Source organism: Streptomyces sp. NPDC059355 (genome assembly GCF_042752335.1).
Lineage (GTDB): Bacteria > Actinomycetota > Actinomycetes > Streptomycetales > Streptomycetaceae > Streptomyces.
In genome coordinates this window covers 219,965-231,930 of sequence record NZ_JBHYXN010000002.1, presented here as the reverse complement: position 1 = coordinate 231,930, position 11,966 = coordinate 219,965, and the positions used below count along the sequence as shown (strand labels likewise).

Annotated in this window: 14 protein-coding genes; 7 read left to right on the top strand and 7 right to left on the bottom strand. The window is 72.5% G+C overall.

What is annotated here, in order from left to right:
* Positions 1-127 precede the first annotated feature (127 nt).
* Both ACFXGI_RS03195 and ACFXGI_RS03190 read right to left on the bottom strand, forming a co-directional pair.
* The gene (locus ACFXGI_RS03195; RefSeq protein ID WP_384702453.1) at positions 128-607 is read right to left on the bottom strand and encodes a hypothetical protein; all 480 of its coding nucleotides are present in this window, start codon (positions 605-607) and stop codon (positions 128-130) included.
* A gap of 1 nt (position 608) precedes the next feature.
* Entirely contained in the window at positions 609-1,151 is a 543-nt protein-coding gene (locus ACFXGI_RS03190) for a hypothetical protein (RefSeq protein WP_384702450.1), read from the bottom strand.
* Positions 1,152-1,320: 169 nt separating this feature from the next.
* Between ACFXGI_RS03190 and ACFXGI_RS03185 the strand changes: the two genes are divergently transcribed.
* Positions 1,321-1,824: a hemerythrin domain-containing protein gene (locus tag ACFXGI_RS03185; RefSeq protein WP_384702447.1), complete on the top strand. Its 504-nt coding sequence runs from the start codon at positions 1,321-1,323 to the stop codon at positions 1,822-1,824.
* Positions 1,825-1,918: 94 nt separating this feature from the next.
* Here ACFXGI_RS03185 and ACFXGI_RS03180 read toward each other — a convergent pair whose 3' ends face one another.
* Entirely contained in the window at positions 1,919-2,746 is an 828-nt protein-coding gene (locus ACFXGI_RS03180; RefSeq protein ID WP_384702699.1) for a ribonuclease BN, read from the bottom strand.
* A 285-nt stretch (positions 2,747-3,031) separates the two neighbouring features.
* Between ACFXGI_RS03180 and ACFXGI_RS03175 the strand changes: the two genes are divergently transcribed.
* From ACFXGI_RS03175 to ACFXGI_RS03160, 4 genes are all read left to right on the top strand, one after another.
* Entirely contained in the window at positions 3,032-4,399 is a 1,368-nt protein-coding gene (locus ACFXGI_RS03175) for a mycothione reductase (protein WP_384702444.1), read from the top strand.
* 24 nt (positions 4,400-4,423) lie between these two features.
* A complete protein-coding gene (locus tag ACFXGI_RS03170; RefSeq protein ID WP_384702441.1) occupies positions 4,424-4,912 on the top strand; it encodes a flavin reductase family protein in 489 nt (162 codons plus the stop codon).
* 81 nt (positions 4,913-4,993) lie between these two features.
* Complete coding sequence (locus ACFXGI_RS03165; protein WP_384702439.1) at positions 4,994-5,221, top strand: hypothetical protein; 228 nt, start codon at positions 4,994-4,996, stop codon at positions 5,219-5,221.
* Between the two features lie 17 nt (positions 5,222-5,238).
* Complete coding sequence (locus tag ACFXGI_RS03160) at positions 5,239-5,916, top strand: HAD family hydrolase (RefSeq protein WP_384702436.1); 678 nt, start codon at positions 5,239-5,241, stop codon at positions 5,914-5,916.
* A 7-nt stretch (positions 5,917-5,923) separates the two neighbouring features.
* Here the strand turns inward: ACFXGI_RS03160 and ACFXGI_RS03155 are convergent, their stop codons facing one another.
* The 3 genes from ACFXGI_RS03155 to ACFXGI_RS03145 form a co-directional block, all read right to left on the bottom strand.
* Complete coding sequence (locus ACFXGI_RS03155; protein ID WP_384702433.1) at positions 5,924-7,651, bottom strand: thiamine pyrophosphate-dependent enzyme; 1,728 nt, start codon at positions 7,649-7,651, stop codon at positions 5,924-5,926.
* Between the two features lie 47 nt (positions 7,652-7,698).
* Entirely contained in the window at positions 7,699-9,216 is a 1,518-nt protein-coding gene (locus tag ACFXGI_RS03150) for an FMN-binding glutamate synthase family protein (RefSeq protein ID WP_384702430.1), read from the bottom strand.
* 74 nt (positions 9,217-9,290) lie between these two features.
* Positions 9,291-10,034 (bottom strand): SDR family NAD(P)-dependent oxidoreductase, encoded by a 744-nt coding sequence (locus ACFXGI_RS03145; protein WP_384702427.1) that lies wholly within the window; start codon positions 10,032-10,034, stop codon positions 9,291-9,293.
* Between the two features lie 177 nt (positions 10,035-10,211).
* Between ACFXGI_RS03145 and ACFXGI_RS03140 the strand changes: the two genes are divergently transcribed.
* Positions 10,212-11,204 (top strand): AraC family transcriptional regulator, encoded by a 993-nt coding sequence (locus ACFXGI_RS03140; RefSeq protein WP_384702424.1) that lies wholly within the window; start codon positions 10,212-10,214, stop codon positions 11,202-11,204.
* A 21-nt stretch (positions 11,205-11,225) separates the two neighbouring features.
* On the opposite strand, the gene ACFXGI_RS03135 is transcribed toward ACFXGI_RS03140, so the two are convergent.
* Positions 11,226-11,606 carry a hypothetical protein gene (locus ACFXGI_RS03135; protein WP_384702421.1) on the bottom strand — a complete coding sequence of 127 codons (381 nt, stop codon included), beginning with the start codon at positions 11,604-11,606 and terminating at the stop codon, positions 11,226-11,228.
* On the opposite strand from ACFXGI_RS03135, the gene ACFXGI_RS03130 reads away from it, so the two are divergent.
* Positions 11,605-11,880, top strand: coding sequence for a hypothetical protein (locus ACFXGI_RS03130; RefSeq protein WP_384702418.1), 276 nt, complete (start codon positions 11,605-11,607; stop codon positions 11,878-11,880). The two genes, ACFXGI_RS03135 and ACFXGI_RS03130, sit on opposite strands and share 2 nt — an antisense overlap.
* Positions 11,881-11,966: the final 86 nt, after the last annotated feature.

The window sequence follows — 11,966 nt, the reverse complement described above, 5'->3', positions numbered from 1 at the left end:
CCGTCCCCGACACGGCGCCCACCGGCGCGGTGCGGACGGGCTGGCCGGGCAGGGCATGAGACGCACGTACGAAGCTGCCCCGCCGGGCAGCGGCCCGGCGGGGCACGAACGCTCGCGGATCCGCGGCTCAGGTGTCCAGCAGCCGGTTGACCAGCGAACGGTAGGCCCGCAGTGCCTGACGCAGGTCCTCGGTGGGCACCTGCTCCCCGCTGTCCCACTGCTTCTCCAGCCGGCTCCGGTGCTCGGAGAGGGTGCCCGCGAAGCTCTGCATGACCTCCGCCACCAGGGCGTCCGCCGAGCGGACCGCCTCCTGGGGGTCGTCGACGAACCGGCCCTGGATCTCGCTCCACGTGGTGCGGTACCGCTCCGCCTCGGCGGCGCCCAGCAGCGGCTCCTCTTCGCTCCCGGATCCGCGGCCCGGCTCCTGCTCCCGGTCCCCGGCAGGCCCGTCCGCAACCGCCCGCGTCGCGTCGTCGTTCCGGCCGCCGGTGGCCTCGCCGGGATAGACGGCCGCGTCCCGGTCGCGGGACGGCGCCGGACGTGCGAGGTCTTCCGTCGTCAGGACGGGCTCGGACGCCCGCCCCGTCTGCTCCTCGTGATCAGGCATGTCATCGGCTCCTCTGGTCGGCGAGCAGCTCTTCGAACAGGGCGCGGTAGTGCACCATCGCCCCGCGCAGCTCCTCTGTCGTGGCCTCTCCCGCGCCGCTGCGCACCTTGACGGCGTGGGCGGCCCGGTATTCCTCGAGCGTGCGTCCGTGCTCCACCGACAGGTCCCGCAGCTGGCCGTCGTACCCGTCGGTGGGATAGCCGCGCTCACCCATCAGCCGGGTCAGGAGATCGTCGGCGCCTGCCACGGAGCCTTCCGGCCGGTCCACGAACTGCTGTTGCACGCGCGTCCACTCGTCTGCGTACTGACGCTGGCGCTCGGGCGACAACTGCTTGATGTCGAGCTGGTCGTGCCGCTCCTCCCGGGCACGCAGATCGCGCTCGGCGGAGCGCTTGTCGCCCTGCTCCGCGACGGTCCGGTCGTACTCCGGGCCGAACTGTTCATGCAGGTGGCGCCGGCGGGCCAGCATCCGCAGCAGCGCCGCGAGCGCGAGTACGACGACCACTGCCACGACGATGACGGCTATCAGTGAATTGGTTGACATCTTCAGGCCTCCGTTCCGGGGGCTCTTCGTTCCTCGTCACGCGGCTGCCCCGGTGGGCGCTGCGGAAACCCGTACGGGTGGTGCCGACCCCGGCAGCGGGTTTGAACTCACCGCCATCGAGCAGGCGCCACCTGAAGCGAAGGAAGATCGGGAGCAGGAGGTACGTGGCATGGCCGCGGAGAAGCAGCAGAATCAGGACGTCGTCGCCGTGATCCTCAAGGACCACCGCACGATGGAGGACCTCTTCCGCCGGATGCGCAGCGTGGAGGCGGACCGGGCCGGTGCCCTCTCGAAGTTCTCCGCGCTCCTCATCGCGCACGGCGAGGCCGAGGAGGCCGAGGTGTACGGCGCGCTCAAGAGGTTCAAGGACGTGGACAACGAGGAGGTCGAACACGGCTCCGAGGAGCACGCCGAGGGCAATGAGGCCCTTTTGGCGCTGCTCGAGGTGTCCGAGGTGGGTTCCGACGAGTGGGACGAGCGCCTGGAGGCCCTGGCCAAGGCGGTCTCCCACCACCTCGACGAGGAGGAGCGGACGATCCTCAACGACGCCAGGGAGAACGTGCCCGACGAGCGGAGGGCCGAGCTCGGGACCGCGTTCCTGCGGGAGCGGGAGCGGCAGCTCGCGGCCGACTGCGGCAGCATCGGAAACGTGCGAGCAGTCGTACGGGGGTGACGAAGGCGGCGGCGACGGGCCCGGGCGGGGCAGCCCGGCGATGACGCCTCGGACGGCGACGGCGCAGTGGCGGCACCGGGGCAACCCGGTCGCGTCAGTGGCCGGGGGCCGGCGGTTGAGCGCGGCGCGCCAGTTCGTCGTGGAAGAGGCGGCCGACGAGTGCACCGCCGAAGACGACGACGCCGACGCCGACGAGCCAGGTCTGGATGACGAGGACGGTCCCGAACGGGCCGTACGTGACGGCGCTGGACGCGATCAGCGGTGAGAAGACGAGCCGGGAGAAGACCCGCAGCCCGAGCAGTCCGACCATGGTGGCCACCGCCCCGGGCAGGAGGGCGAGCCACCCGACCCGGCCGCCGAGCAGCAGCCGCTGGGACCACCAGAAGAACAGGGTGCCGATCGCCACCGTGACGAACCCCCGGGCGGGGGACTCGCGCCACGGTGACGAGATCGCCGACAGGTAGAGGACGGCGACGAGCACCCCGAGCCACAGTACGTGCCGCCAGCGGGCCCACCAGCGCGACGGAGGCAGGTCCCAGACCCTTTCGTAGCCGCTCTGCAGCACCGTGCCGAACGACAGACCGAACACGGCGAGCAGGGCCAGGCCGAACGCCGTGGTGGTACGCCATGCCTCGCCGGGGAGGGCGAAGAGACGGTCGATCTCCGCCCTGGCGGCCGGCGACACTCCGAGCCCGTCCCCCAGCCACTGCGCGAACCCCTGTCCTCCGGCGGTGTTCGCCGCGGACACGACGATCAGCAGCGGTACCAGTGTCAGGAACCCGAGCGCGGCGAACCCCAGCGAGCGCTGCCACAGTTCCACGTCCCGGACACGCCCCCAGCGTCTGCCGGCCCGCGTACGGCGGATCGTGCTGAGCACCCGTCCGAATGCCGGCCACCGGGCCGGCCCGCGGGAGCCGGTCATGGCGGTCCCGTCGGCGGGTGCGGCGACCGGGACGGGGAACGCGAGGTCGATGTCACGGGCATGGCCGCTCCAGCTGCTGCTGGTTCCCACGGTACCCGGGCCCTGCGCCCCGCCCGGGCGGCATGCGCGCGGGGCGGCCCCTGCGGCTGCGCGCCCGAGCCGCTCACGGATCGGCATGCCGGGAGACGTGGTCGGCGACCTGGTGCGTACGGCCCTCGACGCCGCGTGTGCGGGGGCCAGCGCGCCGGGGCGCCGGGTCGGCGCAGGTCCTCGTAGGGTGGCCGGATGCGCCATCACGATCTTGTCGTCATCGGTGCGGGATCCGGGAACGCCGTCGTCGACGACTCGTTCGCCGGTCTGGACGTGGCCATCGTCGAGGAGCGCTGGTTCGGCGGAACCTGCCTGAACGCCGGATGCATCCCGAGCAAGATGCTCGCCTACACCGCGCACGTCGCCCGAACGGTCCGGGACGCCGGAGCCCACGACGTGGACGCCGAGCTGAGAACGGTGCGCTGGCGCGCGGCGCGCGACCGGGTCTTCGGCCGGCTCGACGCCGAACGCGACAGCGGTCGAAGGGACCGCGAGCAAGAGGACGCGATCACCGTGTACGAGGGCAGCGCCCGGTTCACCGGGCCCAGGACCCTCCGGATCGACCGGCCGGACGGGCCCGTCGACATCAGCGCCGGGCGGATCGTCGTCGCGGTGGGCGGTCGGCCCCTGGTCCCTGCGCCCGTCGCGGAGGCGGGCCTGCCGTACGAGACGTCCGACACCGTCATGCGGATCGATGCCCCGCCGCGGCGCCTGGCGGTCCTCGGCGGGGGCTACATCGCGGCAGAGCTGGCCGAGGTGTTCGCCGAGGCGGGGAGCTCCGTCACGATCGTGGAGAAGGAACAGCGCCTGCTCGGCCCGCAGGACGAGACGGTCGCGGAACGGTTCACGGAACTGGTCCGCTCCCGCTACGACCTCCGGCTCGGCCGGGAGGTCACGGCGCTCGGCGGACGGCCGGGCGCGCTGCTGCTGACCCTGGACGACGGAACGACGGTCGACGCGGACATGCTGCTCGTCGCGGTGGGCCGGGTCCCGAACGGCGACCGGCTGAACCTGGATGCGGCCGGCATCACCACCCACGACGACGGCCGCGTACGCGTCGACCGCCATCAGCGGACCAGCGCGGAAGGCGTCTTCGCCCTCGGGGACGTCTGCTCGCCGGTGCCCCTCAAGCACGTGGCCAATCGCGAGGCGGAGGTCGTCGCGCACAACCTCCGCCACCCGGAGGACCTGATCGCGTGCGACCACGAACTCGTGCCGGCGGCGGTCTTCACCCGGCCCGAGATCGCCTCGGTCGGCGCCACCGAGCAGGACTGCCGTGACAAAGGGCTGGACTACCGCGTGGGCATGGCCGACTACGGCGACATCGCCTACGGCTGGGCGATGGAGGACACCACCGGCTTCTGCAAGGTGCTCGCCGAGCCCGGCACCGGACGCCTCCTCGGCGCCCACCTGATGGGTGCGCAGGCCCCCACCCTCATCCAGCCCCTCGTCCTGGCGATGACGCTCGGCATCGACGCGAACACCCTCGCCAACTCCCCGTACTGGATCCATCCCGCACTCACCGAGGTCGTGGAGAACGCCCTCCTCGACCTCGACCTGTGAGCGCACCCCCGCCCAGGAGGCGCCGTGACGGAGCTCGACCCCTTCACCGACGTGCTTGACGGCCCGATGTACGTGGTCACTTCCGCATCCGGCGGCGAGCGGGCGGGCTGCCTCGTGGGATTCGCCTCGCAGTGTTCCATCGACCCGCCGAGGTTCGTCGTCTGGCTGTCGATCGCCAACCACACCTATCGCGTCGCGCGCGAGGCCGAGTACCTCACCGTCCACCTGCTCCACCGGGATGACCGGGTACTGGCGGAGCTCTTCGGAGGGGAGACGGGCGACCGGGTGGACAAGTTCGCGCGGGTCGCATGGCGTCCGGGAGAAGCGGACAGCCCGGTCCTGGAGCAGCTCTCCACGTGGTTCACCGGCCGGATCGAAGGGCGTATCGAGGGCGGCGACCACGTGGGCTTCCTCCTGGTACCCGTGGCAGTGTGCCCGCGGAACGAGGGCCCGCCGCCCCCGCTGCTCCGGTACCGGGAGCTGCGGCATATGGAGCCCGGTCACCCGGCCTGAGGCCACCGCGTCGCCCGGACGGGCACGCACGTTTCGCCCGCACGCACGTTTCGGCGGGGCTGAAGCGGTAAGGCGCCGGGCATGGTGCACATCGGGTACACGATGAGGACCGCGTTCGGCGCGTACGGAGGCTCCGGCAAGCCGTGCGTGGGCGGACTCCCGGTGTCCTGGGACGCCGACCGGGACACGGCGGTGGCCCGGGCGCACGACCAGTTCCGCCGGGCGCCCGGCGGCTCGACCCGGCACCGCAACCTGCACGGCCGCTGCTCCATGGACAAGGCCGAGCTCGAGCGCGAGCTCGGCCACTGAACCGTCGGGAGGCGCTCATGAACCGGGCCGCGCTGTTCGACGTCGACGGAACCCTCGCCGACACCAACCACCTGCACGTCACATGCTGGTGGGAGGCGCTGCGGCAAGGCGGACACGACGTCGCCATGCACGACATCCACCGCGCGATCGGCCTGCCCGGCGAGGACCTCCTCGCGCACCTGCTGGGCGAGGACCGCGACACGGACCAGGACGACACGCTGACCAGCGCGCACGACACCCTCTACGGCACGTACTTCGACCGGCTGCCGCCGCTGGACGCGGCGGCCGACCTGCTGCGCGAGCTGGACCGGCGCGGCTGGCGCGTGGTGCTCGTCACCTCCGCCCAGCAGGCCGAACTCGACGCCCTGCGGCGGGCCGTCGGCGCCGACGACGCCATCACCGCGACGGCCAGCGCCGACGACGTGGAGCGGGGCAAGCCCGCACCCGACCCGGTCGACCACGCCCTCGACCTCGTCGGCGCAGCCGCGCGCGACTCCGTCTTCGTCGGCGACACGGTCTGGGACATGCGGGCGGGCAGTCGCGCCGGCGTCACCTGCGTGGGGCTCCTGTGCGGCGGTATCCCACGTGCCGACCTCGAAGGGGCCGGGGCACGGGCCGTGTACCGGCATCCCGCAGACCTCCTCGCCCACCTCGCCGACAGCCCCTTCGCCGACACGGCGGGCCCCGTCCCCTGAGGAGCAGTCAGTCCTCGCGGCTCGGCAGGATCTCCTTGACCTTGGCGATGGCGAAACCCCACCCCTGGGCCACGGTCGGCTTGCCCGGCACGGCCACTTCCTCGGGGTTGGTCAGTACGTCCAGCAGGACAGGCCCCGGGGTCTCGAAAGCCCGGCGCACACCGTCGTGGAGATCGGCCGGATCGGTGACGCGGATGCCCGTCAGGCCGAGGGCCGTGGCGACCGCGGCGAAATCCGGGTTGTCGAGCTGCGTACCGAACTCGGGCAGTCCTGCCTGCTCCTGCTCCAGTTTGACCATGCCCAGCCGTCGGTTGTCGAAGACGACGAGCTTCACCGGGAGCCCGTACGTCCTGATCGTCATCAGGTCGCCGAGCAGCATGCTCAGCCCGCCGTCCCCGCAGAAGGCGACGACCTGCCGGCCGGGCGCCCAGAGCTGGGCCCCGAGCGCCTGAGGCATGGCGTTCGCCATCGAGCCGAGATTGTACGAGCCGACGAGCCGCCTGCTTCCCCGCATGCTGACGAAGCGGGACAGCCAGACGGTGGCCATGCCGGTGTCGGAGGTGAAGACGGCGTCCTCGTCGGCATAGCGGTCCACCGCGGCGGCCAGGGCCTCCGGGCGGATCTCGTGGTCCCGGTTGTCCAGGGCGGCCCGCAGTTTGCCGGTACAGCGGTGCTCGTGGCCCGGGTCGGCCAGCCGCTGCTGCCCCTCCTCCCAGCGTACGAACCGGTCCCGGGCGCCGTCCAGGTGCGTACGGTCGGGAGCCTCCTCCAGCAGCGGCAGCAGGGCGCGCAGGGTGGCCCCGACATCGCCCGCGAGACCCACGTCCACCGGGACCCGGCGGCCCAGGTGTTCCGCACGGGTGTCCACCTGCACCACCTTGCAGCCCGTCGGGTACCAGTCGCGGTAGGGGAAGTCGGTGCCCAGCATGAGGAGCGCGTCGCCGCTGTCGAGCGCGTGCGCCGCGGCGGGATTCCCGATCAGGCCGGTCTGCCCCACCTGGAAGGGGTTGTCGCCCTCGAATCCCTCCTTCGCCTTGAGCGTGATCACCATGGGCGCGGCGAGCAGTTCCGCGGCCCGGAGCACCTCGGCACGGGCCCCCCGCGCCCCGCGGCCGACGAGCAGCGTGACGCGGGAGGCGGAGTTCAGCAGCTCGGCGGCCTCGGCGAGGGCCGGGTCGTCGGGGCGCGTGCGGGGCGCGGCGAGGGCGAAACGCGTGGGGCGGTCCTCGCTCAGCTCCCGGTCGCCCAGGTCGCCGGGGACGGTCAGGACGGCCACGCCGCCCTGGGTGAGGGCGGCGCGCACGGCCGATTCGAGCATCCGCGGCATCTGGTCGGGGGAGGAGACCGTGGCGCGGTAGACGGCCACGTCGCGGAAGAGCAGGTCGTTGTCGACTTCCTGGAAGTAGTCGCTGCCGACCTCGGCGAGAGGGACCTGTCCGCAGATCGCCAGGACCGGCGTACGGCTCTTGGCCGCGTCGTAGAGCCCGTTGAGGAGGTGCACGGACCCCGGCCCGACCGTGCCCATGCACACCCCGAGGGTGTCGGAGAGCTGCGACTGCGCCGAGGCCGCGAAGGCCGCGGCCTCCTCGTGCCGGCAGCCGATCCAGTCCAGGCCGTCGGTGGTGCGGATGGCGTCGGTCAGAGGGTTCAGGGCGTCCCCGACGACGCCGAAGACGTGCCGGACGCCCAGTTCCTCGAGTGCGTCGACGATCACGCGGGCGACGGTACGCGCCATGGGAGTGCCCTTCCGTCCGGTGCGGCCCCGCGGCGGGGGCCGGCGGGTCAGTGGGTGAAGCGGTCCGGGTGGGCCGCCCGCCAGTCGGATGCCCAGCCCTCGGGCGCTGATGCGAGCAGCTGTCCCGGTGTGAGCCACTCGTGGAGTTCGGCGTAGGAGCGGACGGTATGCGGATCCACCCGCTGGACCAGCTGGTGCGGGCGCAGCCCGGACGGCTCGTCGACCCCCATCGCCGCCATGATCTGCAGGGCGCTCTTGACCGTGGCCTCCTGGAAGCGCCGCACGCGTTGCGCCTTGTCGCCGACGTCGAGGGCACGGGCGCGCCGCTCGTCCTGGGTGGCGACGCCCACGGGGCAGGTGTTGGTGTGGCAGCGCTGGGCCTGGATGCAGCCGACCGCGAACATCATGGCGCGGGCGGCATTGGTGTAGTCGGCTCCCTGGAGGAGGCGTTTGACGAGGTCGCTTCCGGTGGCGACCTTGCCGCTGGCCCCGATCCGGATCCGCTCGCGCAGACCGGCTCCCACGAGGGCGTTGTGCACGGTCATCAGCCCCTCGCCGAGCGGCAGGCCGACGTGGTCGGCGAATTCGAGCGGCGCGGCGCCCGTTCCGCCCTCCGCGCCGTCGACGATGATGAAGTCCGGCGCGGTGTCCTCCTCCAGCATGGCCTTGCACACGGCGAGGAACTCCCGGCGCGAGCCGACGCAGAGCTTGAAGCCGACGGGTTTGCCGTCGGCGAGTCCGCGCATCCGGGCCAGGAAGCGCACCAGCTCGCGCGGCGTGGAGTAGACGCGGTGGAAGGGCGGCGACACGACCGTCCTGCCCTGAGGGACACCGCGGACCTTCGCGATCTCGGCGTTGACCTTGGCTCCCGGCAGGACACCGCCGATACCCGGCTTGGCGCCCTGACTGATCTTCAGCGACACGCACTTGACCTGTTCGTGCGCGGCTTTCTCGGCGAACTGCCGCTCGTCGAAGCCCCCTTCCTCGGTCCGGCAGCCGAAGTAGCCGGTGCCGATCTCCCAGACGAGGTCCCCGCCCGGGCGCAGGTGGTACTCCGACAGCCCGCCCTCGCCGGTGTCGTGGGCGAAGCCGCCCGACCGGGCGCCGGCGTTGAGGGCGAGCACGGCATTGGCCGACAGCGAGCCGAAGCTCATCGCCGACACGTTGAGCAGCGCCATGTCGTACGGGCGGGTGCAGTCGGGTCCGCCGATCCGTACCCGGGGCGGATCCGTCCGCACCGCCCGCGGCGCCATCGACGGGGTGAGGTACTCGCTGCCCGGCCGGTACAGGTCGAGCTCGGTGCCGAACGGCTCCTCGGCGTCGGTCCCCTTGGCCCGCTCGTACACGATGCTCCGGGTGTCTCGGTCGAAGGGGCGCCCGTCGAAGTTCCGCTCGATGAAGTACTGCTGGATCTCCGGCCGCAGGGACTCCAGGGCGAAACGGAGGTGCCCGAGCAGCGGGTAGTTCCGCAGGATCGAGTGCCGGCGCTGCACGAGGTCGCGTACGGCCACGAGTGCGAGCAGGACCACGGGGACGGCCAGGGCCGCGAGAAGTATCTTCAGCACGTCGCGCTTGTGTCCCGAAGTCTCCCCGCCAACCGCCCGCGGCTGGCCGCAGCGCGGACCGGGGCCGGCCGAGGTCAGATCGCGGCGCCCGTTTCCCGGGCCAGTGCCTGCAGCAGGCGGTCCTGGAACGCTCTGTCGTGGACGGCTCGGTGCGGCGGCTGCAGCCGGCGGTGGTACCAGTACCCGCCGCTCGTCAGGGCCGGGGGCTCGCCGCTCGTCGCCAGCCACTCCTGCGTCCGGTGGCCCAGTTCGAGATCGTCCGGCGCGTGGGGCCCTCCCATCCTCGTCGGTACCCAGCCCGGATCGACGGCGTTGCTCAGCACGCCCGGGCGCAGGCGGGCCACGGCGGCCGCGAGCGCCGTGACGAACAGCTTGCTGTCCGCGTACGAGCCGGGCTGCTCGCCCCGCCAGTCGATGCCGGAGAGCGAGGGGTGGGGGTGTCCGTCGAAATGGGAGCCGCTGCTCAGGTACACCAGGCGGCGGGGTGCGCGCAGCAGGGCCGTCAGCAGGTACGGCGCGATGATGTTGACCGGCATGACCTCCGGGCCGCTCCACACGCCCGCGTTGTGGATGACCGCGTCGAGCGGCTTGGCGTCGTTCAGCTCCTCGGCGATCCGCCGAACGGCGTCGCGGTCCGTGAAGTCGCCCACCACGATGCCCGCTCCGCGTTCCAGCAGCGGGGCGAGGTCGGCCGCGCGCTCCGGGTTCCGGGCGTGCACCACCACCTCGTGTCCCGCGGACAGCAGGGAGTGCGCTGCGTCCCGTCCCAGGCCGTCGGCGGAACCCGTCACGAAAATCCGGCTGTTCGTCCGGTGCACGAGGTCTCCTCGTAGAGGTGGAAGGTGTCACGACGTGCGACGTGGTGCTGAGGTCCGGTCCGCATCCCGGCACGGGCCGGACCGCGCGGAGCCACATGCCCACGGCACCGTATTGTGGAAGGCCGGGCCTGGCAGCGCCCCTCGCCGCGCCGTCTTCCGGAGGGGGAGGGTGTCGCGATGCCACAGGATTCCCCGGCGGATTCGCCGGGCCGTACGAGCTTCCGGACCACGGACCTGGAGGCCGCCCGCGACTGGATGAGGTCTGCCTACGGCACGAGCCTGCGGATGAAGTCGCCTGCGCCCAACGGCACTTTCAGCTACTCCCGTACCCTCGCGGGTCCGGTCACGCTGAGCACCCTCGCACTGGCCACCGAGTACGCCTACGCCAGCGATCCCCTCGGCGCCGTGGCCATCACCCACGTGGTCAGGGGCCGGATGCACCGGGAATGTGCCGACGACGCCTTCGCGGCGGGACCGGGCGACGTCCTCGCGATCTCACAGCCCGACCTGCCGTACACCGGCCGCGTCGACGGGGCCGAGCTGCGCGCGCTGTCGCTGCCCCGCCGACTCGTCGAAGACGCCGCGGGCCGCCTGCCCGGCCGGCCCGCGCCGCCGATGCGGTTCATCCGGTTCACCCCCGTCTCCCCGGCTCTGGCGGAGCAGTGGAAGAAGGCCGTGGACTACCTGGAATCGGGGGTCCTGGCCGGCCCCGCGGCCTGCGAACCGCTCGTGGTCGACGCCGCCGCCCGGATGATCGCCGCCCATGTGCTGACCACCTTCCCGAACACCGCGCATCCCGCACCCGTGCTCGCCGACACCCGCGACGCGACTCCGGAGACCGTCCGGCGAGCCGTGGCCTTCATCGAGTCCGCGCCGGATGCGGAGATCGGCCCGGTGGAGATGGCCGCGGCCGCCGGCGTCACCCCGAGAGCGCTCCAGTACGCCTTTCGCCGGCATTTCGGTACGACGCCGACCGCCTACCTGCGCCGTGTACGGCTGGACCTCGCGCACGCCGACCTGGTGGCGGGGGACGCGGCGAGCGGGGCCGGCGTGGCGGCGATCGCCCATCGGTGGGGATTCCACCACCTGGGCCGCTTCGCCGCCGCGTACCGCGCGGCGTACGGGCACTCGCCGAAGCGCACTCTGGGGGAGAGCGGCCGCGCCCGATAGCCGGGCCGGGTGCGCCGGGGTCTACGCGGTGCGGTCCGGGGCCGGCCCGGCGTCCGTGGCGTCCTGGGGGCGTACCGCGAGGAGATGGTCGCCGCGGACCACCACGTCGAGGCCTCCGTCCCGCAGGGTCACCGCGAGAGCCGTCCGCAGGGCGGTGTGCAGGCCCGGCAGGGCCGTGAACCGGGAGAGGTCCTCTTCGTGGCCGTGGACCTGGATGGTCGGCCGCAACACCGCGCGGGCGGCCCATCCGATCATGACCCCCTCCGGCGCCGCCCAGACGCGCAGGCCGTTGCCGTCCTGCGGCACCGTCTCGAAACCGGCACGGGCGAGCAGGCGCCGTACACGTGCGCAGTCGTCGCCGGGCCCGTCCTCGGTGGACCCGGCGACCGTTGGGGAGGACATGCCCCAACTGTCGATCAAGCTCGGTGCCCGCGAAAGCCGCATGGCGAAGACCCTTGCCCGCCAAGAGCCGGAATACGAAGGTGACGCCGGTCTCGGCACCCTCACGGGGCCCGGCCGGCAGGAGAACTTCCGTGCCGAAGATCCGTACACCGGTGTCGACGATCAGGCAGGCGTCACCGACCTCGTCGGAGGCCACGTACCCGCCCAGCCGTATGTCCAGCCCCGTGAGACCCGCGCGTGGAGCGACCAGGACCGCCGCCGCATGGAGCGGTGACCTGACAGGTTCCGACCACGGCCGTCCGTTCGCCGTCGGAATGCCGGGAGGGGAATGCCCCGTAAGCCCGCCGATTGCGGGTAGGC

Excerpts from the sequence above, each read along its gene's own strand:
- ACFXGI_RS03195 (WP_384702453.1), bottom strand. The coding sequence starts at position 607 with ATGCCTGATCACGAGGAGCAGACGGGGCGGGCGTCCGAGCCCGTCCTG.
- ACFXGI_RS03190 (WP_384702450.1), bottom strand. The coding sequence starts at position 1,151 with ATGTCAACCAATTCACTGATAGCCGTCATCGTCGTGGCAGTGGTCGTC.
- ACFXGI_RS03185 (WP_384702447.1), top strand. The coding sequence starts at position 1,321 with ATGGCCGCGGAGAAGCAGCAGAATCAGGACGTCGTCGCCGTGATCCTC.
- ACFXGI_RS03180 (WP_384702699.1), bottom strand. The coding sequence starts at position 2,746 with ATGACCGGCTCCCGCGGGCCGGCCCGGTGGCCGGCATTCGGACGGGTG.
- ACFXGI_RS03175 (WP_384702444.1), top strand. The coding sequence starts at position 3,032 with ATGCGCCATCACGATCTTGTCGTCATCGGTGCGGGATCCGGGAACGCC.
- ACFXGI_RS03165 (WP_384702439.1), top strand. The coding sequence starts at position 4,994 with ATGGTGCACATCGGGTACACGATGAGGACCGCGTTCGGCGCGTACGGA.
- ACFXGI_RS03160 (WP_384702436.1), top strand. The coding sequence starts at position 5,239 with ATGAACCGGGCCGCGCTGTTCGACGTCGACGGAACCCTCGCCGACACC.
- ACFXGI_RS03155 (WP_384702433.1), bottom strand. The coding sequence starts at position 7,651 with ATGGCGCGTACCGTCGCCCGCGTGATCGTCGACGCACTCGAGGAACTG.
- ACFXGI_RS03140 (WP_384702424.1), top strand. The coding sequence starts at position 10,212 with ATGCCACAGGATTCCCCGGCGGATTCGCCGGGCCGTACGAGCTTCCGG.
- ACFXGI_RS03130 (WP_384702418.1), top strand. The coding sequence starts at position 11,605 with ATGCCCCAACTGTCGATCAAGCTCGGTGCCCGCGAAAGCCGCATGGCG.
- ACFXGI_RS03135 (WP_384702421.1), bottom strand. The coding sequence starts at position 11,606 with ATGTCCTCCCCAACGGTCGCCGGGTCCACCGAGGACGGGCCCGGCGAC.